The sequence below is a fragment of the Actinokineospora bangkokensis genome, assembly GCF_001940455.1.
In the GTDB taxonomy this organism is placed as follows: domain Bacteria; phylum Actinomycetota; class Actinomycetes; order Mycobacteriales; family Pseudonocardiaceae; genus Actinokineospora; species Actinokineospora bangkokensis.
On record NZ_MKQR01000005.1, the window covers coordinates 1 to 21,264 of the forward strand.

A 21,264-nucleotide genomic window follows, 5' to 3' on the forward strand; every position below is an offset into this window, starting at 1 on the left:
GGGCCGCGGGGTGGGGGGGGGGGTGCGGCTGGGGCTGCCGGTGGTGCTCAAGACCGCCGACCGCCGGTTCCGCCACCGCGCGGACCTGCTGGGCGTGCGCCTGGACCTCACCAGCCCCGAGCACATCCGCAGCGCGTACGCCGACCTGCGGGCCGTCTCGGGCATCGATGAGGTCGTGGTGCAGCGGATGGCCCCCAAGGGCACCTCCTGCACCATCGGCCTGCAGGACGACCCGTCGTTCGGCACCCTGGTCTCCTTCGGCCTGGCCGGGGTGGTCAGCGACCTGCTGGGCGACCGGGCGCACCGGGCGGTGCCGCTGACCGACTCCGACGCGGCGAGCCTGGTCCGGGCCCCGCGCTCGGCGCCGCTGCTGGCCGGCTACGGCGGTGGGCCGCCCGCCGACCTGGCGGCCCTGGAGGACGTGGTGCTGCGCGTCGCCGCGCTGGCCGAGGACGTGCCCGAGGTGCGCGGCGCGGCCATCGAGCCGGTGCTCGTCTCCGCGGCGGGCGCGTTCGTCACCGGTGGTCGCATCACGGTCGGCAGCCCGCCGTCGCAGCACGACACCGGCCCCCGCCGGTTGTTGGCGATCCGCGACGTGGCCCGGCGGAGCAGCGCGCAATAGCCACGCGGGAATGCCCCGGGAAAACAGGAAGCCGGTCATCCCGCAATGCGCGGGACAACCGGGTCCGGAACGCCGAGGAGCGGGGGATGCTATTTCGGCGCATCCCCCGCTCCTCAGCGGAATCACTTCACCTCTCGGCCCTGCGTCCCGTGTCCCTCGACAACCCGGGGCTCAGGTCCCGTCCACTCAGCCGACCTGGGTGGTGCCCAGGGTCGCGTCCTGGCCCTCGTCGAGGGTCAGCGCCACGTCGAACTCGCCCAGCGAGCTGTCGGTGACGATGTGGGAGTTCGCGCTGCTGGCCACCGACACCGTGGCGGCACCCGAGGCGACACCGGTCGGGACGGTGAAGTCGACCGAGCCCTCGGCGGTGAAGGTCAGGTTGCCCGAGGCCGGGACGGGGGTCTCGGCGATGGGCAGCTCGACCGGGATGTCGACGGACTGGCCGTCGGACAGGGTCACCGTGGCGGCGGCGGCGATGCTGCCGGAGATCTTGGTGGTGCCCACCAGGCGCAGGCCGTCGGTGGCGGAGGCACCGGCGTCCACGGAGATGCTGAACGGCGTGCTCACGGTCTGGCCGGGGGTGGCCGAGGCCGGGATCTCCACGTTGATCGCGGTGGAGACCTGCTGCGTGCCGATCAGCGGGAACTCACCGGAGAAGGTGAGGGTCTTCTCGGCGGCCGACGCGCCGCCGGTGCCGAACAGGAGCAGGGCGAGCGCGGTCAGGGCGGCGATGACGCCACCACCCGCGAAGACGCGCTTCGTTTTCCCCGCCTGGAGCGTTGTCACTGGCAGTTCCTCCTCAACATTGAGTCGAACAGTCAGGTGATATCTGGTAGATCCGGTGGCCCGGGGCTACTGAAATCGACGCTAGTGCGTTATTCACTGACGTCGCAACCCGATGGGAAGAAGTATCTGCCGATTTCGGCGAATTTGTCATCGACTTGACGTAACGCCCACGCCGCCTTGCGCGCCGATGAGCGCGCAGACCGCCGGCATCCCAATTGATGGGATGTGGTGCGGTGGTCGAGCGCCCCCCTGGGGGTGGGGGCTACCTGCGTGCGGCGCACTCGAAACCCATCGGTGGCCGAATGCGTGGACCACGAGGGCGCGATCCACCGGATCCGCAGGTTGGCCTGCCGACACAGCCGGTTGTAGCCTCGTTTTCCCGAGCCGGAGGAGGCTGGTCGAGCCATGCCGACGACCGTGCGCGCGCGGGGATGGGGGGAGTAGTGGACGTCGAGGTGCTGGGTCGGGTGCTGACCACCCTGCCCGAGGACGACGACCACCCGTACCGCACCGGGCCGTGGCGCCCGCAGTCGGTGGAGCGGGCGGTGGCCGACTGCGAGGTGGTCGGGGAGATCCCCGCCGACCTCGACGGGGTGTACCTGCGCAACACCGAGAACCCCGTGCACCCCGCGCTCACCGGCTACCACCCGTTCGACGGCGACGGCATGGTGCACGTGGTGGGCTTCCGCGACGGCAAGGCCTTCTACCGCAACCGGTTCGTGCGCACCGAGGGCTTCCTCGCCGAGCAGGACGCGGGCAAGTCGCTGTGGGCTGGCTTGGCCGAACCGCCCGAGGTCGCGCTGCGCGAGGACGGCTGGGGCGCGCGCGGTCGCATGAAGGACGCCTCCAGCACCGACGTCGTCGTGCACGCGGGCGTCGCGCTCACCAGCTTCTACCAGTGCGGCGACCTCTACCGCCTCGACCCGCTGACCCTGGAGACCCTGGGCAGGTCCGACTGGCAGGGCCGCTTCCCCGCCGAGGGCGTGTCCGCCCACCCCAAGGTCGACCCCTCCGGCGACCTGCTGTTCTTCAACTACGGCAAGCAGGCGCCCTACCTGCACTACGGCGTGCTCGACCAGGACGACCGGCTCGTGCACTACACCGGCGTCGAGCTGCCCGGGCCCCGCCTGCCGCACGACATGGCCTTCACCGAGAACCACGTGGTGCTCAACGACCCGCCGCTGTTCTGGAAGCCGGAGCTGCTGGCCCAGGGCGCGCACGTGGCCCGCTTCCACCCCGACGTCCCGCTGCGGCTCGGCGTGCTGCCCAAGCGCGGCGACGGCGCCGAGGTCCGGTGGTTCGAGGCCGAGCCCACCTTCGTCCTGCACTTCACCAACGCCTACGAGGACGGCGACGAGATCGTCGTCGAGGGCTTCCACCAGGGCGACCCCGAGGGCCGCGGCGGGCACTTCCCCGGCGACCCAGCCTACGCGCGGATGGCCAGGATGCTCTCGCTCGACGGCATGCAGACCCGGCTGCACCGCTGGCGGCTGAACCTGGTGACCGGGCGGGTCACCGAGCAGCGGCAGACCGACTCGATCACCGAGTTCGGCATGGTCAACCCCCGGTACGCGGGCCGCGGCCACCGCTACACCTACGCCTCCACCGGCGAGCCGGGCTGGTTCCTGTTCAACGGCTTCGTCAAGCACGACCTGCTCACCGGCGCCGAGGAGCACCACCGCTACGGCGACGGCGTGTTCGGCAGCGAGACCGCCGTGGCGCCGCGGGTCGGCGCGCGCGCCGAGGACGACGCCTACCTCATCACCATGACCACCGACATGCGCGAGGACCGGTCGGAGTGCCTGGTGTTCGACACCGCGCGGATCTCCGACGGCCCGGTGGCCCGCGTGCGCCTGCCCGAGCGCGTCAGCAGCGGCACCCACAGCACCTGGGCCGCCGGGGACGAGCTGCCCGGCTGGCGCACCGCCGAGGACCCGGCCGCCGCCCTCGGCCTGGGGGGTCCGACCCCGCCGTGATCCACCCACCCGACCGCCCCACCGAGCTCGGCCCGGGCGGCGACAACGCCATCGCGCACGCCATGGGGGTGGCCGCCGACGAGTGGACGCTGCTGATCCTGCGGTACGCCCTGCAGGACGGCGTGCGCCGCACCGCGCAGTGGCAGCAGGTGCTGCCCATCTCCTCGGCGGTGCTGGCCTCGCGGCTGCGCCGGATGACCGAGCTGGGCCTGTTCTCCCCGGTCGAGGACGAGGAGGGCGCCGCCTACCACCTCACCCCGCGCGGGGCCGCGCTGTGGCCGGTGCTGGTGTGCATCTGGGCGTGGGAGGCGCGTTGGGCCGAGGGGCACCCGCTGTGCCTGCCGCGCATGCGCCACCTGGTGTGCGGGCACCAGTTCGAGCCGTGCATGGCCTGCCGCACCTGCGGCGGGCTGGTCGAGCCGCGCGAGGTGACCGGCTCGTTCGGGCCCAGCGGGTCGTGGCCGCGCTCGGCGCCCAACACCACGATGCGCCGCCGCTCCAGCGGGTCGGCCAACCTCGGGCCCGGCTTCTTCCCGGAGAGCCGGGCGCTGATCGGCAACCGCTGGTCGGCGGCGATGCTCGGGGCCGCCTACCTGGGCGCCCACCGGTTCTCGGAGTTCCAGCGCCGGTTGGGCGCACCCGCGACGGTGATCGCCGACCGGCTGCGCACGTTCCGCTCGCTGGGGGTGCTGGAGGTGCTCGGCGACGCCGACCGCACCGACCGCCACCACTACCGGCTCACCGACAAGGGCCGGGCGTTCTTCCCGGTGGTGATGTCGGCGATCGAGTGGGGGCAGCGCTGGTTCCTGGCCCCGGAGGGGCCCGCCGTGGTCTTCCGCCACCGCGGCTCCGACCACCCCTTCTCCGTGCTGCTGCTGTGTTCTGCCTGCTCACGGCCGTTGACCGGCAAGGAGATGACCGTCGACTAGGGCGGGCGGGAAGAGCCGTGCAACCCCGCGCGGGGGCGGCTCCGTCCTCTGCACATGAAACACCTCAAGATCCTTGCAGGAGCGGGTGTTCTGGCGGCGGCCCTGTCGGCGTGCGGTTCCGCGCAGGACACTCAGGACACCGCGAACCCGGCGGCACCCCCGGTGACCGCCACCCAGGAACCGGGCGCGGAACCGGCGAAGCAGCCCGCGCGCACCCCGCCGGACGGCGGCGCGCAGGTGGGGGCCGCGCAGGTCGACGCGACCGGGCTGAAGGAGAACTACCCGGTCATGGTGTGGACGCTCGACAGCGGCTCCACCCTCGGCGTGGTCGCCCAGGAGGGCGGGTGCGGCAAGGCCAGCGCGGAGCTGACCGAGCAGTCCGAGAGCACCGTCGCGGTGACCCTGGTCGAGACCAAGCCCGCGGACAAGCAGATGTGCACGATGGACCTGCGCTACCCCAAGCTCACCCTGGAGCTCGCCCAGCCCCTCGGTGACCGCAAGGTCGTGCTGACCCAGGAGCAGCGCACGGCCTGACCACCGGATGCCCTCCCGGTGCCGGTGCCCCCGGTCGGTCCTGCCCCACCGACCGGGGGCACTTCCGTGCAACCCCGCGGGCGGCCGGTCCGTCCTGGGGGCATGAGGACGACAGCAGTCGGTGCGTGGGTGGCCGCGGCTGCCCTGCTCGTGGGCGGGTGCGGTGCCCGCGAGCAGATCGGGGTCGGCACCCCGGGGCCCGCGAGCAGCGCGGCGGTGGAGCCGGGCACGCCCGAGCCCGCGCCCGCCGAGCCGGGCAGCAGCGCCACCAAGCTGCCCGCGCCCGTCGACCCGGCTCCGGTCGACCCGGTGCCGGGGCCGACCCCGGACCCCGGCTACGCCGAGCTGCCCGCCGACCGCGTGCGGGTCGGCGGGCAGCCCGGCGAGTACCAGGAGCCGCGCGCCTGGGTGTCCCCCGATGGACTGTCGTTGCAGGTCGTGGGGGTGGCCCGGGACGGGTGCGCGGGGGTGGAGGCAGGCGTCGTGGAGTCCACCGGCACCACCGTGCGGGTCCGCGTCGAGCAGATGACGGCCCCGCAGGGCGACGACCCGGACTCCCCGCGGGTGTGCACCCAGGTGCTCACCGCGAAGCTCCTGACGGTCCCGCTGGCCGAGCCCCTGGGCACCCGCGGCGTCGTGCTGGAGGCGGCGGGCTGACGGGCGCTACCGCTGGGGCCAGCCGCCGTAGGGGACGGTGATGGCTTCGAGGAAGTGGCCGCTCGGGTCGCAGAAGTACACGCCCCGGCCCCCGTCGTTGTGGTTGATCTGGTTCACCCCCTGCTGGCGGGGGTCTGCCCAGTGCGTCAACCCCAGCTCCTGGATGCGGCCGTGGAGGTGGTCGAACTCCTCCTCCGACACCAGGAACGCGTAGTGCTGGGGGGCGACCTCGCCGCCGGCCTGGGCGAAGTCGATCGAGCAGTCGTTGGCCAGGTGCACGGCGAGGAACGGCCCGAACGGGACCGCGTCCGGCAGGCCGAACAGGTCGGTGAAGAAGCGGGCGGACTCCGCCCGGTCGACGGCGTGCACGACGGTGTGGTTGAACTGGATGGTCATCGGTGAACCCCGAGAACTCGGTGCCTCCATGCCCCGGACAAGTCGCCCCTGGGACACGCGACGGCACCGATCGAACAGCAGCGGGGCCCCGCCCGTCAAGGCGGGGCCCCGCTGGCCGTCCACTCAGGACGGGAGGGCTACTTGCGGAACGACACCTGGAGCACCGGCGCCGAGGTGCCCGCGAAGAAGTCGTTGCCCTTGTCGTCGACGACGACGAAGGCGGGGAAGTCCTCCACCTCGATCCGCCAGACGGCCTCCATGCCCAGCTCCGCGTACTCCAGCACGTCGACCTTGCGGATGCAGTCCTGGGCCAGCCGGGCGGCCGGGCCGCCGATGGAGCCCAGGTAGAACCCGCCGTGCGCCTGGCAGGCGTCGGTCACCTGCTTGGAGCGGTTGCCCTTGGCGAGCATGACCAGCGAGCCGCCCGCGGCCTGGAACTGCTCGACGTAGGAGTCCATCCGGCCCGCGGTGGTGGGGCCGAAGGAGCCCGACGCGTAGCCCTCGGGGGTCTTGGCGGGCCCGGCGTAGTACACCGGGTGGTCCTTGAGGTACTGCGGCATGCCCTCGCCCGCGTCCAGCCGCTCCTTGATCTTGGCGTGGGCGATGTCGCGGGCCACCACCAGCGGGCCGGTCAGCGACAGCCGGGTCTTGACCGGCAGCGTCGAGAGCAGCTCGCGGACCTCGGCCATCGGCCGGGTCAGGTCGACGCGCACCACCTCGTCGGACAGGTCCTCGCCGGTGACCTCGGGCAGGAACCGGGCCGGGTCGCGCTCCAGCTGCTCCAGGAACACCCCGTCCGCGGTGATCTTGGCCTTGGCCTGGCGGTCGGCCGAGCAGGACACCGCGATGCCGACCGGGCAGCTCGCGCCGTGCCGGGGGAGCCGGATGACGCGCACGTCGTGGCAGAAGTACTTGCCGCCGAACTGCGCGCCGATCCCGAACTGCCTGGTCATCTCCAGGACCTGCTGCTCGAGGTCGGTGTCGCGGAAGGCGTGGCCCGCCGGGGAGCCCTGCTGCGGCAGGGTGTCGAGGTAGCGGGCGCTCGCCAGCTTGGCGACCTTGAGGTTCTGCTCGGCGGACAGCCCGCCGACGACGATGGCCAGGTGGTAGGGCGGGCAGGCCGCGGTGCCCAGGCCGCGCAGCTTCTCGTCGAGGAACTTCGCCAGCCGCGTGGGGTTCAGCACGGCCTTGGTCTCCTGGTACAGGAAGGTCTTGTTGGCCGACCCGCCGCCCTTGGCCATGAACAGGAACTCGTAGCTGGGGTCGGTGCCCGGCTTGGTGTGGATGTCGATCTGCGCGGGCAGGTTGCTGCCGGTGTTCTTCTCGTCCCAGAAGGTGACCGGCGCCATCTGCGAGTAGCGCAGGTTCAGCTCCTGGTAGGCCTCGTAGATGCCCCGGGACAGGGCCTCCTCGTCGGTGCCGCCGGTGAGCACGCCCTCGGTGCGCTTGCCCATCACGATCGCGGTGCCGGTGTCCTGGCACATCGGCAGCACCCCGCCCGCGGCGATGCACGCGTTGCGCAGCAGGTCCATGGCGACGAACCGGTCGTTGCCCGAGGCCTCGGGGTCGTCGACGATCGCCCGCAGCTGCGCGAGGTGGCCGGTGCGCAGCAGGTGCTGGATGTCCTTGATCGCCTCCTTCGCGAGCGCGGTCAGCGCCTGCGGCTCGACCTGCAGGAACTTCCGCCCGGCCGCCTCGACCACGCTGACCCCCTCCGCCGAGACCAGGCGGTACTCGGTGGTGGTGTCCGGGGCGAGCGGCAGCACGTCGGTGTACTCGAAGTTCGTGGTGGCGGTCACGGTGAGCGGGCTCCCTTGCGCGCGCGTCCTGGGGTGCACGGGCACCGGCGCGCGTCCGGCACCGGTGTGCACTGCGGTGGTGTGCCCTGGAACCTACCCCGCGCCCGGAACGCCGGGAGCCCGGTACGGCGTGCAGTGCCCCACACGGCGCGCGGGTGCTGGGGGACCCCGGACAGCCGGAAGGCCGGGGCAGCCCCCGGCTGTCCCGGCCTCCCGTCGCGGGCGGCTACCGGGATCACCGGGCCGCCAAGTCCGTGGGTCATCACGCTGCCGTGATTGCGGTCACAAGTCAACGCTGCTGTTCAGGTGACCCACATACCAGGACGGGCTTGCCGGGCCGGGGGTTGCCCGCGCGGGCCGAGAACCGGCCGCTTTCCCACCATGTGGATCAGGCCGGTCCTGGGGACCGGCCTGACCTGGGGTTTCTCCCGGGGGAGGGAGTCGTGCGGGGGACGCTCAGCTGGCGTAGGCGCGCAGCTTCTCGGCGCGCTCGCCCTGGCGGAGCTTGGACATGACCTCGCGCTCGATCTGGCGGACGCGCTCGCGGCTGAGGCCGAAGCGCTTGCCGATCTGGTCCAGGGTGCGCGGCTGGCCGTCGTCGAGGCCGTAGCGCAGCCGGATCACCGACTGCTCGCGGTCGTCGAGGGTGGCCAGCACCCGGCGCATGTCGTCCTGGAGCAGGCCGGAGATGACCGCGCTCTCGGCGTCGGTGGCCTCGCCGTCCTCGATGAAGTCGCCCAGCGGGGCGTCCTCCTCCGAGCCGACCGGCATGTCCAGGCTGACCGGGTCGCGCGAGTGGTCGAGCAGGTCGGCCACCTTCTCCGGGGTGAGCCCGGACTCGGCCGCCAGCTCCTCCATCGTCGCCTCGCGGCCGAGGGACTGGTGCAGGTCGCGCTTGATCCTGGCCAGCTTGTTCACCTGCTCGACCAGGTGGACGGGCAGCCGGATGGTGCGGCCCTGGTCGGCCATGCCGCGGGTGATGGCCTGGCGGATCCACCACGTCGCGTAGGTCGAGAACTTGAAGCCCTTGGTGTAGTCGAACTTCTCCACCGCGCGGATGAGCCCGAGGTTGCCCTCCTGGATCAGGTCCAGCAACGGCATCCCCCGGCCGGTGTAGCGCTTGGCCAGCGACACCACCAGGCGCAGGTTCGCCTCCAGCAGGTGGTTCTTGGCGGTGTGGCCGTCGGCGACGAGGGCGCGCAGCTCGGCGCGGCGGGCGTTGCCCAGCGAGCCGTCGGTCTCCAGCACGTGCTGGGCGAACACCCCGGCCTCGATCCGCTTGGCCAGGTCGACCTCCTGCGCCGCGGTGAGCAGCGCGGTCCGGCCGATTCCGTTGAGGTACACCCGGACGAGGTCGGCGGCGGGTCCTTGGGCGTCGAGGTCTGCTTCGTAGGCGAGCTGGTGCTCGGGCTCGCGCTGCTGCGGGACCGTCATGGTGCTCCCTCCCCCTGTCGCGGTGGTTCTGTCTGTCGAAACGTGGCGGGGGCTGGATTCGTTCCCGCTTCCCGACATGGATGACGCCACGCGCGGCTGGGCGGTTGCTCAGGTTTGGCTGAGGTTTCGCTGAGAAACCCCGTGCGGCCCGGTGAACGGCGCGCCCCGCGCGCCGCCCACCGCGCACCGTCCACGACGGACAGTCGGGTCCGGCTACAGCTCGACCAGCACCGTGAAAGGCCCGTCGTTGACGCTTTCCACGGCCATCTCCGCGCCGAACCGGCCGGTCCGCACCCTCGCCCCGCGGGCGGTCAGGTCGGCCACCACGGCGGCCACGAGCGGCTCGGCGACCTCGGGTCGGGCGGCGGCGGACCAGGACGGCCGCCTGCCCTTGCGGGTGTCGCCGTACAGTGTGAATTGGCTCACGACCAGGATCGGCGCACCCGTGTCGGCGCAGGACTCCTCGCCGCGCAACAGCCGCAGTTCGTGGATCTTTCGCGACATCTCGGCGCACTTGGCCGCGGCGTCCGCCGCGTTCTCGGCGTCGTCGGCGTGGACGCCGAGCAGCACCAGCAACCCGGGCTCGTCGATGGCCCCCACGACCTCGCCCGCCACCGACACCGAGGCGCGGGTCACCCGGGACACCACGGCCCTCACACCAGCTCCACCGGCAGCAGCATCCCGTGCGTGACGAGGTCGGCCACCACCGGCACGGCGGCGCGCGCCACCGCGTCCACCGGCAGGCCCTGCCCGGCGGCCAGCAGCGCCAGCAGCTCCGCCAGCGGCAGCGCGCCCCGGCAGCCCGCGAGCAGCGAGGTGACCAGCTCGTCGGTCTCCTGCTGCCAGCCGGGCCCGTCGGTGCGGTGCAGCCTGCGCACGACCTCGTCCCAGCCCTGCTCACCGGGCTGCTCGACGCGTTCGAGCACCACCGTGGGCGGCACCACGAACGTCGCCGCGAGCAGCGCCCCCGGCGACTCGTGCGCGCGCAGCCAGGCCACCCGGTCCAGCCAGCGGCCCGCCTCCTCGCCCAGCGGGTCGTCGTAGGCGTGCCGCAGGTCCTCGCAGGCCACCTCGGTGTCGGCGTCGGTGGCGCGCAGGGTGACGAAGCCGAACCCGATGCCCGCCACGTCGTGCTCGGCGAACCAGTCCAGCCAGGCCGCGGCCTTGGCCGACCCCTCCGCCGAGCGCGGGTCGATCCCCGCGTCGCGCAGCCAGGTGCCCACGTAGAGGGCGGGCTCGGCCACGTCGCGCTGCACGAACCAGGCGTCGACGCCCTCGTCGGGCAGCCACGAGGTCACCCGGTCGGCCCAGTCCTCGCCGCGCCGGTGCAGCCAGGACGCCAGGAACTGCCCCACCCCGCCGGGGTTGAGCACGCCCGGCACCCCGCGCACCACCAGCGCGCTCGCGTCGTCGCCCGCGAGCCCCGAGTCGCGGTAGACGTAGTCCACCCGCGGCGGCCCCACCACGAACGGCGGGTTGCACACCACCTGGTCGAACCGGCGCCCCGCCACCGGCTCGAACCACGAGCCCTTCAGCGTCTCCACGGTGAGCCCGTTGAGCCGGAAGGTCGCCGAGGCCAGCGCCAGCGCCCGCGAGGACAGGTCGGTGGCGGTGATCGCGCCCGCGTGCCTGCTCGCGTGCAGCGCCTGCACCCCGCAACCGGTGCCCAGGTCGAGCACGGTGCCCACCGGGCGGCGGGTGGTGGCCCTGGCCAGGCTCAGCGAGGCGTGCCCGATGCCGAGCACGTGGTCGGGCCCCACCGGCCCGCCCAGCTGGTCGGAGTCCAGGTCGGCCAGCACCCACCAGGAGCCGTCCTCGTCGGCGTGCGGGCGCAGGTCCAGCCCGGCCCGCACGGACCCGCCGTCGAGCCGCAGCAGGCCGGTGGCGGCCACCTCGTCGAGGTCGAGCCCCGGCAGGGCGCGCTCGACGGCGGCGCGCGGCTCGGCGTCGCCGACCAGGAACAGCCGCACCAGGGTCTCCACCGGCGACCCGCCCGCGGTGGCCCGGCGGGCGGGCTCCGGCTCGTTGCGGCCGAGGGCGGCGTGGGCCTGCTCGCCGAGGGCGGCCACCACCCCGTCGCCGTCGTACCCGGAGGTCAGCAGGGAGTCCGCGAGCCGGGCGCAGAGGTCATCGGTGAACAGCGGTGGTCGCTCGTTGGGCACCCGGGGATGCTCCCACGCGCCCGTTCAGGCGGCGCGCGCGACGAGGTGGAAGAAGCGGGCGGTGAGCAGGTGCGGCAGCCGGTCGGCCAGGGCCAGCTCCAGCGCCTCCAGGTCGTCGGGGTCGGTGCCGTCGGCCACCAGGTCCGCCACGCACCGGATGCCGTAGTGCCCGAGCACCCGCGCGCCCAGGCCCGCCAGGTCGGCGCGCACCTGCTCGGCGGTGCAGGCGGGCAGCGCCGCGGCCACGGCGTCCACCCACACCCGCCCGGACCCGACCAGCGCCAGCGCCCGGCGCGGGTCGCCGCCGCGCACCGCGGCCAGCAGCGGGTCCGCGTCCGGGTTGGGCCCCACCACCGAGACCAACCCCCCGGCCACCAGCGGCGCCGCCACCGCCCGCAGCAGCGCGGCCCGGTCGTCGACGTGGTGCAGCAGGCCGTGGCAGAGCACCACGTCGAAGCTGCCCCCGGCGAACAGGTGTGGGACGTCCTCGGCCGCCGCCTGCGCCACGTGCACGGTCCCGGCCAGCCCCTCGCCGTCGCGCAGCGCGCACTCCAGCAGCGCCCCCGCGGGGTCGAGCACGGTCACCTCGTGCCCGAGCGCCACCAGCGGCAGCGCGTCGCCGCCTGTGCCGCCCGCCACGTCCAGCACCCTGCTCGGGCCCGGGGGCAGGTGCCGCACGAGGTTCGCGCAGGCCAGGCGGTGCCGCAACCGGGCGAGCGGGCTCTCCCGACGGGTGTCCACGCCCACCTTTGTACCGGCTGTGGGACGAATCCCCTTCGGGTGTGCGTGCGGAGTCCACCCGGATGGCGCAAGCTGGGAAGACCGGTGCCAGACTCGCCGGTGCGATGATGGACCCGACGACGAGCAGAGGTGGTGTCGTGAAGGGCGCTGAGCGGGACGACACCCCAGTCCTGATCACCCAGGCCGAACCCTCCTACGAGGAGCAGTTCGCGGCGCGCAAGCGCAAGTACATGATCATGATGAGCATGCGCATCCCGTGCCTGCTCTTGGCCGGGCTGACCTACCACACGTGGTGGCTGGCCCTGGGCTTCGTCGCGCTGTCGGTGCCGCTGCCGTGGATCGCGGTCCTCATCGCCAACGACCGCCCGCCGCGCAAGGCCGAGAAGGTCAACCGCTACGTGCGCGAACCCCGCGCCATCGAGGGCGGCAACCACCAGGTCATCGAGGGCTAGCCCTCAGACCTCCCGCTCCACCCGCTCGAAGATGCCGATGTCGGTCGCCCGCTGCCACCCCGGCAGGTCTTCCCAGTCCGCGACGCGTCGGTGTGGCGGTTGCCGTCGAGGAGGACCTCGCCTGCCAACTGGAACAGGTCTGCGGCCTGCTCGCAGACCAGCTCCCGCTCGGCCGGGGACGGCGCGCGGCCCAGCGCATCGACCAGCACCTCGATCTGGGCGCTGACCAGGGGCTGCACCAGTTGCTTGGTGGGGGTCAGCGCGTACACCCGCCAAAGGTGGGCGTTGAGCTGGGCGGAGTCGGCGGCGCCTGGGCCCAGGTCGAGCGCGTCCGCCGCGGCGGTGGGTGCCCCGGCCGCGGGTAATGCCAGGGCCGCGCCGGTCACGCTGATCAGGCGCAGCAGTTCGCGGCGGTTCACGTCGTCCAACTCCGCTGGGTGAGGCGTCGTGGGCAGGGTGTGCTCCTGCCCCAGCCTAGAGCGGATCGGGAGACCGGTGCACCGGAACTCTGCACAGCTCAGAAGCACTCAACGCCGCATGGACGCTGCATGAGTGACGCAAAGGTGAGGCTCGTGTGCGCGGCCTGTGGGCAGTGAGCTTCCCCGGTCACGAACCCGTGGGGTCGGGGTCAGGTCGTGGAGCGGAGGATGGGCAGGGCGCCGACCTCGGCCACGGCGGCCGTGCCCGCTCGGACGCCGCTGCGCAGGGCTGCCTCGGGGCCGTCGCCCGCCAGCCAGCTGACCAGGAAACCGGCGTCGAAGGCGTCGCCCGCGCCCGTGGTGTCGACGCACGGTGATTCGGCGGCGGGGACGGCGACGAACTCGGTGGGGGAGATGAAGGCGGCGCCGCGCGGCCCGTCGGTGACCGCGACCGCGCCCACGGCCGACAGCAGCCCGGTGGCGCTGGCGGGGTCGCGGGAGCCGGTCAGCGCGTGCAGCTCGTCGTTGTTGGGGAGCAGGAGATCGATGCCCCGGACCCAGTCCAGGAACGCGGCCGGGTCCTCGATGAGGGCGGCGGACTGGGGGTCGACGGAGGTGGTCAGGCCCGCCGCCCTGGCGTTGGCGAGGGCGTCGAGGCCGCCCTGGCGGGAGGACTCGTCGAGCAGCACGTAGCCGGACAGGTGCAGGTGCTGGGCCCCGCGCAGGACCTCGGGGGAGGTGTCGGAGCCGCGCAGGCGGGCGTTGGCGCCGCGGTCGGGGAGCATGCTGCGCTGGCCGGTGTCGTCGACGAGCACCACGACGCAGCCGGTGGCGGCCTCGGGGTCGGTGGTGAAGGCGCAGCGCACGCCCGCGGCCTCCAGCTCGGCGCGGACCTGCTGGGCGGCGGTGTCGGCGCCGACCCTGGCGACCAGGGACACCCTGGCCCCGGTGTGGGCCAGCCAGGCCGCGGTGTTGGCGCCCGCGCCGCCGAGGGCGATGCGGACCCGCGCGCGGGAGTCACCGCCGTGGGCGATGGGGTCGCGGTGGCGGGCGATGACGTCCAGGGCGGCGTCTCCGACCACGACGACGGCGGGGACCTCGGCCATCCGGGTGCTCCTCGGGTAATCCAGTGGCGCTGGGCAGTCCCCACAGAGTAGAAACCTCACCCGGTCGCGACTGCCGCGGCCACCACCTCGGACGGACAGGACGCGCCCGGCGCGGACTTGTGCGGGGTGGGCACCCGTGCCCAGCTCCCGCCGCCGACCGAGGAGGTCGTCACCGTGCCGCGCGCCGCGCTCGCGCTCATCGCCGCGGGCTTCCGCCGCTACTCCACCTACCGCCAGGCCACCCTCGCGGGGGCCTTCACCAACACCGTCTTCGGGTTCCTGCGCTGCTACCTGCTGCTGTCCGTCGCGGCCGCCGCCGGGTCGGTGGGCGGCTACAGCGGCCCGCAGCTGGTCGCCTACGTCTGGCTGGGCCAGGGCATGCTGGCCGTGGTCAACAGCTGGACGCCGCTGGAGCTCGCCGACCGGGTCCGCACCGGCGACGTGGTCTGCGACCTGCTGCGCCCGATCGACCCGCTGCTGGTCGTGCTGTGCGGCGAGCTGGGGCGGGCGGGCTTCGCGCTGCTCACCCGGTTCAGCATCCCGCTGGTGGTGGCGCTGCTGGTGTTCGACTTCTACCTGCCGGGCAACCCGCTGGCCTACCCCGCGTTCGCGCTGTCGGTGGTGCTGGCGGTGCTGATCGGGTTCGCCTGCCGCTACCTGGTGGACCTGACGGCGTTCTGGCTGCTGGACACCCGGGGCGTGCAGATGCTGTGGGTGTTCGTCTCCGGGTTCGCCAGCGGCCTGTACTTCCCGCTGGCGATCCTGCCGGGGTGGCTGACCACCGGGCTCTGGGTGGCCACGCCGTTCCCGTACCTGCTCCAGGCGTCGGCGGACATCGCCGTGGAGCGCGGTGGCCTCGGGCACGCGCTGCTGTTGTTGGGCGGCCAGGTCTTCTGGGTCGCGGTGCTGCTGGGGCTGTGCTCGCTGGTCCAGCGGCGCGGGCAGCGGAAGCTGGTGGTGCAAGGTGGGTAGCGCACGCGCGTACCTGGAAGTGGTGCGCGCGCAGGTGCGGGCGCAGGCGCAGTACCGGGCGTCGTTCGCGTTCGACGTGCTGGGGAGCATGGCGCTGGTGGCGCTGGACGTCATGACGGTGTTCGTGCTGCTGTCGGTCACGGGTCAGCTCGGCGGGTTCGGCGGCGGTGGGGTGCTGCTCATGGCCGCGCTGTCCGCGGCGTCCTTCGCCACGGCGGACGTGTTCGTCGGCAGCGCGGACCGGTTGCGGGTGCACGTGCGCGACGGGTCGTTCGACTCGCTGCTGCTGCGCCCGCTGTCGACCCTGGCGCAGCTGGTCGTGGCCAACTTCGCCTTCCGGCGCCTGGGGCGCAGCGTGCAGGCGCTGGTGTTCTACGTGGTCGCCCTGTGCGTGGTGGACGTGCGCTGGACCCCCGCGTCGGCCGTGCTCGCGGTGGTGGCGCCGCTGTCGGGGGCGGCGTTCTTCGGCAGCCTGTTCGTCATCGGCGCCACGGTCGCGTTCTGGTGGACGGAGTCGGGCGAGGTCGCCAACGCCTTCACCTACGGCGGCCGCGACTTCACCTCCTACCCGATCACCATGTACGGCGACTGGTTCCGCACCCTGTTCGCCCTCTGCCTGGGCTTCGCGTTCGTGGCGTACCTGCCCGCGCTGGCCCTGCTCGACGTCCCCGACCCGCTGGGGCTCTGGCACTGGCTGCGCTGGTGCTCCCCGCTGGTCACCGCCCTCGCCGCCTGCCTCGCCGCGCTGGTGTGGCGCACGGGCGTGCGCGCCTACCGGAGTACCGGATCATGATCATCGACGTGTCCGACCTGCGCAAGGACTTCACCACCAGCCGCAAGGCAGGCCGCTTCCGCAGGGAGCGGCGCACCGTGTCCGCAGTGGACGGTGTGTCGCTGTCGGTCGAGCGCGGCGAGCTGATCGGCTACATAGGACCCAACGGGGCGGGCAAGTCCACCACCCTCAAGATGCTCACCGGGGTGCTCACCCCGAGCGCCGGGCACGTCCGGGTGTGCGGGCTGGACCCGGTGCGCTCGCGGGTGCAGCTGGCCCGGCGCATCGGCGTCGTGTTCGGCCAGCGGTCGCAGCTGTGGTGGGACCTGCCGCTGCGCGAGTCGTTCTCCCTGCTGCGCCACATCTACCAGGTGCCCGCCGCCGAGCACGCCGCCCGGCTGCGGGTCTGCGCCGACCTGCTCGGGCTCGACGAGTTCGCCGCGACCCCGGTCCGCCAGCTCTCGCTCGGCCAGCGGATGCGCGGGGAGCTGACCGCCGCCCTGCTGCACGGCCCGGAGGTGCTGTTCCTCGACGAACCCACCATCGGGCTCGACGTGCTGAGCAAGCAGGCGGTGCGCGACTTCCTGGGCGAGCTCGACCGCCGCGGCGACACCGCGGTCGTGCTCACCACGCACGACCTGGCCGACATCGAGAAGCTGTGCGAGCGGCTGGTGGTGATCGACCACGGCCGCGTGGTGCACGACGGGTCCCTCGACGCCCTGCACGCCGCCTACGGCTCGCGCCGCGTCGTGGTGGCCGACCTCGACGGCGAGTGGCCCGCGGGGCTGGAGATCCCCGGCGCGGCGGTGACCTCGGTGGCGGCCGACGGGCGCCGGGTGACCCTCACGCTGGCGGGCAACGCGGCGGGGGAGGTGGTGGCGGCGCTGGCCAGGGCCGTGCCGCTGCGCGACCTGTCGGTGCAGGAACCCGAGATCGAGGACGTGGTGGCCCGCGTCTACCGCGGGTGAGGCCCGGCCGGGGGGCACCCGGCCGCGGGGCACCCGGCCGGGCCGCGCCTCAGCGCCGCGCCAGCTCGACGGCGATCTCCGCCGCGACGCGGGCGTTGTCGGCCACCAGCTCGATGTTCGTGGTCAGGCTCGCCCCGCCGCTCTCGCGGTGGAAGTGGTCGAGCAGCACCGGGGTCACGTCCTTGCCGCGCACGCCCCGCTCCCGCAGCAGCGCCACGCCGTCGGCCAGCAGCCGGTCGTGCAGCTCCCGGTCCAGCTCGTGCTCGGCGGGCACCGGGTTGACCACCAGCACGCCCGCCCCGCCGGGGACGTGCGCGCGGTGGGTGCCGATGACCGCCGCGGCCGCGGCGGCGGTGTCCACCCGCCACGGCACGCCGAAGGCGGATTCGCGCAGGTAGAAGCTGGGGAAGGTGTCCGTGCCGAAGCCCAGCACCGGGATCGAGCTGGTCTCCAGCACCTCCACCGTGGCGGCGATGTCGAGCACCGACTTGACCCCCGAGCACACCACCGCGACCGGGGTCGAGGCCAGCACGTCGAGGTCGGCGGAGACGTCCCAGGCCTGCTCGCCCAGGCTCAGGTGCACCCCGCCGAGGCCGCCGGTGGCGAACACGCCGACGCCCGCCTGGGCGGCCAGGGTGGCCGTGCCCGCGACCGTGGTGGCGCCGTCGCGGCCCAGGGCCAGCGCGGGGCCCAGGTCGCGGCGGGAGAGCTTGAGCAGGTCGGCGTCCGCGGCGCACAGCCGCTCCAGCAGCGCCGCGTCCAGCCCGACCCTGGCCCGGCCGCCCAGCACGGCGATGGTGGCGGGCACCGCGCCCGCGGCGCGGACCACCGACTCCAGGCGCCGCCCGACCTCCAGGCTGACGGAGGAGGGCAGGCCGTGCGCCAGCAGGGTGCTCTCCAGGGCGACGACGCCGCGGCCCTCGGCGAGGGCGTCGGCGACCTCTTCGGCGACGACGAGGTGGTCGGTGTTCAGGGGTGTGCTCACGCCCGAATCATGCGCCACGGCGCTGACCGCGCCCGCCGCCAGGGGTCACCCCGGTCCACCCGGGTGACCCTCCGGTGCGCGGGGTGGATTGGGGCATCATGGAGCCATGACCGCACCCACTGTCGAACCGGACGTCCGCCACGACGAGGCGACCGACGACGACACCCCGAAGATGTTCCACTACGTCCGCAAGGACAAGATCGTGGAGAGCGCGGTGATGGGCAACGTCGTCGTGGCCCTCTGCGGCGAGGTCTTCCCGGTCACCAAGAGCCCCAAGCCCGGCTCGCCGGTGTGCCCGGACTGCAAGAAGGTCTACGACAGCATGAAGGATTGAGCGAGCCGACCAGGCCCAGACCGACCTGACCTGCCGGAAGGGCGGACGCGCGGTGCCGCCCTCCCGGCCACCCGTCACGCCCGCGCGGGCTCGTCCCTCGCCGCCTTCTTGAGCTGCCTGCGCTCCTTGGCGCCCTCCACCACGGTGTAGAGCGTCGGCACGAGCACCAGGGTCAGCAGGGTGCTGCTCACCAAGCCGCCGATCACTACGATCGCCAGCGGCTTGCCGATGAAGCCGCCCTCGCCGGTGATGCCCAGCGCCATCGGCACCAGCGCGAAGATCGTCGCCGCCGCCGTCATGAGGATCGGCCGCAGCCTGCGCCTGCCGCCCTCCACCACCGCCTCGGTGATCGCCATGCCCTCGGCCCGGTACTGGTTGACCAGGTCGATGAGCACGATCGCGTTGGTCACCACGATGCCGACCAGCATCAGCACGCCGATCAGCGACGGCAGGCCCAGCGGGGTGCCGGTGGCCAGCAGCAGGCCGATCGCGCCGGTGGCCGCGAAGGGGATCGAGACCAGCAGCACCAGCGGCTGCACCAGGCTGCGGAAGGTCGCCACCATGATCACGAAGACGATCGCGATCGCCGCCAGCACCGCCAGCCCCAGGTCCCGGAACGTCGACTGCTGGTCGGCGCTGACCCCGCCCAGGGAGTAGGCGGCGCCCCCGGTGAGGTCGAGCGCGTCCAGCCTGCCGGTGAGGTCGCGGGTCACCGCGCCCAGGTCCGCGCCGGTGGCCTTCGCCGAGATCGTCGCGCTGCGGTCGCCGCCGGTGCGCAGCACCGTCGCGGGCCCGTCCACGGTCGACACCTGCGCGACCTGGCCCAGCGTGACGACGCCGGTCGCGCTGGGCAGCGGGAGGGCCCGCAGCGCGGCCACGTCGGCGGGCGCGGTGCCGGTGCGCAGCACGACCTGCTGGCGGCTGTCACCGATGGGCAGTTCCGCCACCGGCACACCGCGCAGCGCCTGGGCGGCGAAGGTGGACACCGTCTGCGGGCTCAGGCCGCGCGCGGCGGCCGCCTGCTGGTCGACCGTCACCTGCACGCGCGGGGCGCTCACGGCCAGGTCGTTGCTCACCTCGGACAGCCCGGGGGTGCCCGTGACGGCCTTCTGCACCTGGTCGGCGGCCGCGCGCAGCGCGGCGGCGTCCGGCGCGGTCACCACGACCTGCACGGTGTCGGAGGAGAAGCCCGCCGCGGCCGCGCCGAACTTCACCTCGCCCGTGCCGGGGACCTGCGCCAACCGCGCCAGCAACCGGTCCTGCAGGGCGGTGAGGTCTGTGCCGTCGCGCACGGTGGCGCTGGCCGAGGTCGCGCCGCCCCCGCCGAGGCCGAACGCGGCGAAGCGCTGGTCGCCGCCCACGGTGACCTGGTAGGTGCGCACCTCGTCGGCGTCGGCGAGCACCGACTCCAGCTTCTTCGCCGCCTCGTCGCGGGTGGCCAGGCTCGCGCCCGGGGGCAGGGTCTGGGTGATCCGCACGGCGGTGTTGCCCTGCTGGTCGAGGAAGTTCGTCTTGAGCTGGCTGGCCAGGCCCAGCGTCACCCCGAAGACCACCAGCGCGGCCACCACGGTCACCCAGCGGCGCCGGGTGGCGAACCGCAGGACCGGCACGTAGGCGCGTTGCAGCAGGCTGCCGCGCTCCCGCGCGAGCGCGGCCTCCCTGGCGGCCTCGGCCTCCGCCGGGTCGTCGGGCACGCGCGGCGGCTTGAGGAACCAGAACGCCAGCACCGGCACCACCGTCAGCGACACCACCAGCGAGGCCAGCAGCGCCACGGTCACGGTGATGGAGAACGGGCTGAACAGCTCGCCCGCGATGCCGCCGACGAAGGCGATCGGCAGGAACACCGCCACCGTCGTCAGCGTCGACGCGGTCACCGCGCCCGCCACCTCGCGCGTGCCGTCGAGCACCGCGCGCTGCTTGGGCTCGCCGTAGCCGAGGTGGCGCTTGACGTTCTCCAGCACCACGATCGAGTCGTCGACCACCCGGCCGATCGCGATCGTCAGCGCGCCCAGGGTGAGCAGGTTCAGCGACAGGTCCCCGATCCACAGCGCCAGCAGCGCCACCAGCACCGACAGCGGGATCGACACCGCCGTCACCAGCGTGGAGCGCAGCGAGAGCAGGAACAGCAGGATCACCACGACGGCGAACAGCAGCCCCAGCAGCCCCTCGGTGGTCAGGCCGCTGATCGCCTTCTGCACCTCCGGGCCCTGGTCGGACACGACGGTCAGCCGCGTCCCGGCCGCGCGGCCGAGGTCGTCGAGCTTGCCGCGCACGGCCTCGGAGATGTCCACGGCGTTGCCGTCGGCGGTCATCGTCAGCGAGATGCCCAGCGTCGGCTGCCCGTCGGTGCGGGTGATGGCGGTGGCGGGCGCAAGCCCCTGCTCCACGGTGGCGATGTCGCCCAGCCGCACGGGACCGCTGCGGCCTGCGATGGTGAGCGCGCGCAGGTCGTCCACCGAGGTGATCGGGCCGCCCACCTGCACGGACAGGGTCTTGCCGTCGGAGTCGATCGTGCCCGCCGGAGCCGCGCGACCCGCGGTGGACAGCGCTTGGGTCAGCGCGGTCGGCTCGACGCCCGAGACGGCGAGCTTGGCGTAGTCGACGGTCACGGTGACGGTCTGCGCGCGGGCGCCGGTGAGCGTCGCCTCCCGCACGCCCGGGATCTCCTCCAACCCGGGGAGCACCTGCGCGCGCAGCCGCGCGGCGGTGGCGGCCTCGTCGTCGCCGGTGGTGGCGGCCAGGGTCACCGCCGGGATGTCGTCGGTGCCGCCCTGGGCGACGGTCGGCTCCACGTCCTGCGGCAGCTGCGGGCCGAGCCGGTTGACCGCCTGCTGGACCTGGGCGACGGCGGTGCCGAGGTCGGTGCCGTACTCGAACCGCACCTGCACCGTGCCCGACCCCTCGGTGGAGCGGGTGGTGACCTGCTCGACGCCCTGGATCCCCCGCGTCGCGGCCGCGATCGGCTCGGCGATCTCGCTGTCCACCACGTCCGGCGCCGCGCCGGGGTAGGTGGCCACCACCACGGCGGCGGGCAGTTCGATGGGCGGGAACAGCTGCTGGCGCAGCGACGGCAGCGCGAGCGCGCCGAACCCGATGAGCAGCAGGCTGAGCAGTCCGACCAGACCGCGGTTGCCCAGGCTGAGACGTGCCAGCACGGACATGGCTGTGTGCTTCCCCTCGACGCGTGACCCCGGAGTCGTCCCGCGGGCCGCACCGCCCG

General features: G+C 73.6%; 21 protein-coding genes. 10 read left to right on the forward strand and 11 right to left on the reverse strand.

Features of this window, described 5'->3' with window-relative positions; all coding sequences use genetic code 11:
- On the forward strand, positions 1–622 hold a 622-nt coding region (locus BJP25_RS02555; RefSeq protein WP_198943318.1), incomplete at its 5' end, for an acetate--CoA ligase family protein.
- A gap of 186 nt (positions 623–808) precedes the next feature.
- Here the strand turns inward: BJP25_RS02555 and BJP25_RS02560 are convergent.
- On the reverse strand, positions 809–1,408 hold the full coding sequence (locus BJP25_RS02560) for a DUF6801 domain-containing protein (protein ID WP_075973142.1): 600 nt from the start codon (positions 1,406–1,408) through the stop codon (positions 809–811).
- Between the two features lie 443 nt (positions 1,409–1,851).
- Here BJP25_RS02560 and BJP25_RS02565 point away from each other — a divergent pair, with 443 nt between their 5' ends.
- The 4 genes from BJP25_RS02565 to BJP25_RS02580 all read left to right on the forward strand — a co-directional run bounded on the left by BJP25_RS02565 (position 1,852) and on the right by BJP25_RS02580 (position 5,504).
- Entirely contained in the window at positions 1,852–3,384 is a 1,533-nt protein-coding gene (locus tag BJP25_RS02565) for a carotenoid oxygenase family protein (protein WP_075973143.1), read from the forward strand.
- Entirely contained in the window at positions 3,381–4,313 is a 933-nt protein-coding gene (locus BJP25_RS02570) for a winged helix-turn-helix transcriptional regulator (protein ID WP_075973144.1), read from the forward strand. Before BJP25_RS02565 ends, BJP25_RS02570 begins: the two co-directional genes overlap by 4 nt.
- 162 nt (positions 4,314–4,475) lie before the next feature.
- A complete protein-coding gene (locus BJP25_RS02575) occupies positions 4,476–4,847 on the forward strand; it encodes a hypothetical protein (RefSeq protein ID WP_233157882.1) in 372 nt (123 codons plus the stop codon).
- A gap of 102 nt (positions 4,848–4,949) precedes the next feature.
- Positions 4,950–5,504: a hypothetical protein gene (locus BJP25_RS02580; protein ID WP_143218849.1), complete on the forward strand. Its 555-nt coding sequence runs from the start codon at positions 4,950–4,952 to the stop codon at positions 5,502–5,504.
- A gap of 6 nt (positions 5,505–5,510) precedes the next feature.
- Here the strand turns inward: BJP25_RS02580 and BJP25_RS02585 are convergent, their stop codons facing one another.
- The 6 genes from BJP25_RS02585 to BJP25_RS02610 form a co-directional block, all read right to left on the reverse strand.
- Positions 5,511–5,900 (reverse strand): VOC family protein, encoded by a 390-nt coding sequence (locus tag BJP25_RS02585; protein ID WP_075973146.1) that lies wholly within the window; start codon positions 5,898–5,900, stop codon positions 5,511–5,513.
- A gap of 137 nt (positions 5,901–6,037) precedes the next feature.
- Positions 6,038–7,699 (reverse strand): fumarate hydratase, encoded by a 1,662-nt coding sequence (locus BJP25_RS02590; protein WP_075973147.1) that lies wholly within the window; start codon positions 7,697–7,699, stop codon positions 6,038–6,040.
- A gap of 456 nt (positions 7,700–8,155) precedes the next feature.
- A complete protein-coding gene (locus tag BJP25_RS02595; RefSeq protein WP_075973148.1) occupies positions 8,156–9,133 on the reverse strand; it encodes a sigma-70 family RNA polymerase sigma factor in 978 nt (325 codons plus the stop codon).
- A 213-nt stretch (positions 9,134–9,346) separates the two neighbouring features.
- Entirely contained in the window at positions 9,347–9,790 is a 444-nt protein-coding gene (dtd, locus tag BJP25_RS02600) for a D-aminoacyl-tRNA deacylase (protein WP_075973149.1), read from the reverse strand.
- Positions 9,787–11,295 carry a DUF7782 domain-containing protein gene (locus BJP25_RS02605; RefSeq protein ID WP_075973150.1) on the reverse strand — a complete coding sequence of 503 codons (1,509 nt, stop codon included), beginning with the start codon at positions 11,293–11,295 and terminating at the stop codon, positions 9,787–9,789. Before BJP25_RS02605 ends, dtd begins: the two co-directional genes overlap by 4 nt.
- A 24-nt stretch (positions 11,296–11,319) precedes the next feature.
- Complete coding sequence (locus BJP25_RS02610; RefSeq protein WP_158075589.1) at positions 11,320–12,036, reverse strand: class I SAM-dependent methyltransferase; 717 nt, start codon at positions 12,034–12,036, stop codon at positions 11,320–11,322.
- A gap of 137 nt (positions 12,037–12,173) precedes the next feature.
- Between BJP25_RS02610 and BJP25_RS02615 the strand changes: the two genes are divergently transcribed.
- On the forward strand, positions 12,174–12,488 hold the full coding sequence (locus tag BJP25_RS02615) for a DUF3099 domain-containing protein (protein WP_408607086.1): 315 nt from the start codon (positions 12,174–12,176) through the stop codon (positions 12,486–12,488).
- Here BJP25_RS02615 and BJP25_RS33960 read toward each other — a convergent pair.
- Positions 12,485–12,916, reverse strand: coding sequence for a hypothetical protein (locus tag BJP25_RS33960; protein WP_075973153.1), 432 nt, complete (start codon positions 12,914–12,916; stop codon positions 12,485–12,487). The genes BJP25_RS02615 and BJP25_RS33960 overlap by 4 nt on opposite strands.
- A 200-nt stretch (positions 12,917–13,116) precedes the next feature.
- The gene (locus BJP25_RS02625) at positions 13,117–14,013 is read right to left on the reverse strand and encodes a carbohydrate kinase family protein (RefSeq protein WP_075973154.1); all 897 of its coding nucleotides are present in this window, start codon (positions 14,011–14,013) and stop codon (positions 13,117–13,119) included.
- Positions 14,014–14,139: 126 nt separating this feature from the next.
- Here BJP25_RS02625 and BJP25_RS02630 point away from each other — a divergent pair, with 126 nt between their 5' ends.
- Genes BJP25_RS02630 through BJP25_RS02640 form a run of 3 tightly spaced genes read left to right on the forward strand, consistent with a single transcriptional unit; the run spans position 14,140 to position 16,725 of the window.
- Complete coding sequence (locus tag BJP25_RS02630; RefSeq protein WP_233157883.1) at positions 14,140–14,985, forward strand: ABC transporter permease; 846 nt, start codon at positions 14,140–14,142, stop codon at positions 14,983–14,985.
- Positions 14,978–15,778: an ABC transporter permease gene (locus tag BJP25_RS02635; RefSeq protein ID WP_075973155.1), complete on the forward strand. Its 801-nt coding sequence runs from the start codon at positions 14,978–14,980 to the stop codon at positions 15,776–15,778. Before BJP25_RS02630 ends, BJP25_RS02635 begins: the two co-directional genes overlap by 8 nt.
- Positions 15,775–16,725 carry an ABC transporter ATP-binding protein gene (locus tag BJP25_RS02640; RefSeq protein WP_198943319.1) on the forward strand — a complete coding sequence of 317 codons (951 nt, stop codon included), beginning with the start codon at positions 15,775–15,777 and terminating at the stop codon, positions 16,723–16,725. Before BJP25_RS02635 ends, BJP25_RS02640 begins: the two co-directional genes overlap by 4 nt.
- Positions 16,726–16,774: 49 nt before the next feature.
- Here BJP25_RS02640 and BJP25_RS02645 read toward each other — a convergent pair whose 3' ends face one another.
- Positions 16,775–17,710 carry a pseudouridine-5'-phosphate glycosidase gene (locus BJP25_RS02645; protein WP_084793617.1) on the reverse strand — a complete coding sequence of 312 codons (936 nt, stop codon included), beginning with the start codon at positions 17,708–17,710 and terminating at the stop codon, positions 16,775–16,777.
- A gap of 106 nt (positions 17,711–17,816) precedes the next feature.
- Between BJP25_RS02645 and BJP25_RS02650 the strand changes: the two genes are divergently transcribed.
- Positions 17,817–18,044, forward strand: a complete 228-nt coding sequence (locus BJP25_RS02650; RefSeq protein ID WP_075973156.1) for a DUF3039 domain-containing protein — start codon at positions 17,817–17,819, stop codon at positions 18,042–18,044.
- Positions 18,045–18,118: 74 nt separating this feature from the next.
- Here the strand turns inward: BJP25_RS02650 and BJP25_RS02655 are convergent, their stop codons facing one another.
- Positions 18,119–21,205, reverse strand: a complete 3,087-nt coding sequence (locus BJP25_RS02655) for an efflux RND transporter permease subunit (protein ID WP_075973157.1) — start codon at positions 21,203–21,205, stop codon at positions 18,119–18,121.
- Positions 21,206–21,264: the final 59 nt, after the last annotated feature.

Coding starts and splice junctions, on each gene's coding strand:
- BJP25_RS02650 (WP_075973156.1), top strand. CDS start 17,817: ATGACCGCACCCACTGTCGAACCGGACGTCCGCCACGACGAGGCGACC.
- BJP25_RS02640 (WP_198943319.1), top strand. CDS start 15,775: ATGATCATCGACGTGTCCGACCTGCGCAAGGACTTCACCACCAGCCGC.
- BJP25_RS02585 (WP_075973146.1), bottom strand. CDS start 5,900: ATGACCATCCAGTTCAACCACACCGTCGTGCACGCCGTCGACCGGGCG.
- BJP25_RS02595 (WP_075973148.1), bottom strand. CDS start 9,133: ATGACGGTCCCGCAGCAGCGCGAGCCCGAGCACCAGCTCGCCTACGAA.
- BJP25_RS02655 (WP_075973157.1), bottom strand. CDS start 21,205: ATGTCCGTGCTGGCACGTCTCAGCCTGGGCAACCGCGGTCTGGTCGGA.
- BJP25_RS02580 (WP_143218849.1), top strand. CDS start 4,950: ATGAGGACGACAGCAGTCGGTGCGTGGGTGGCCGCGGCTGCCCTGCTC.
- BJP25_RS02625 (WP_075973154.1), bottom strand. CDS start 14,013: ATGGCCGAGGTCCCCGCCGTCGTCGTGGTCGGAGACGCCGCCCTGGAC.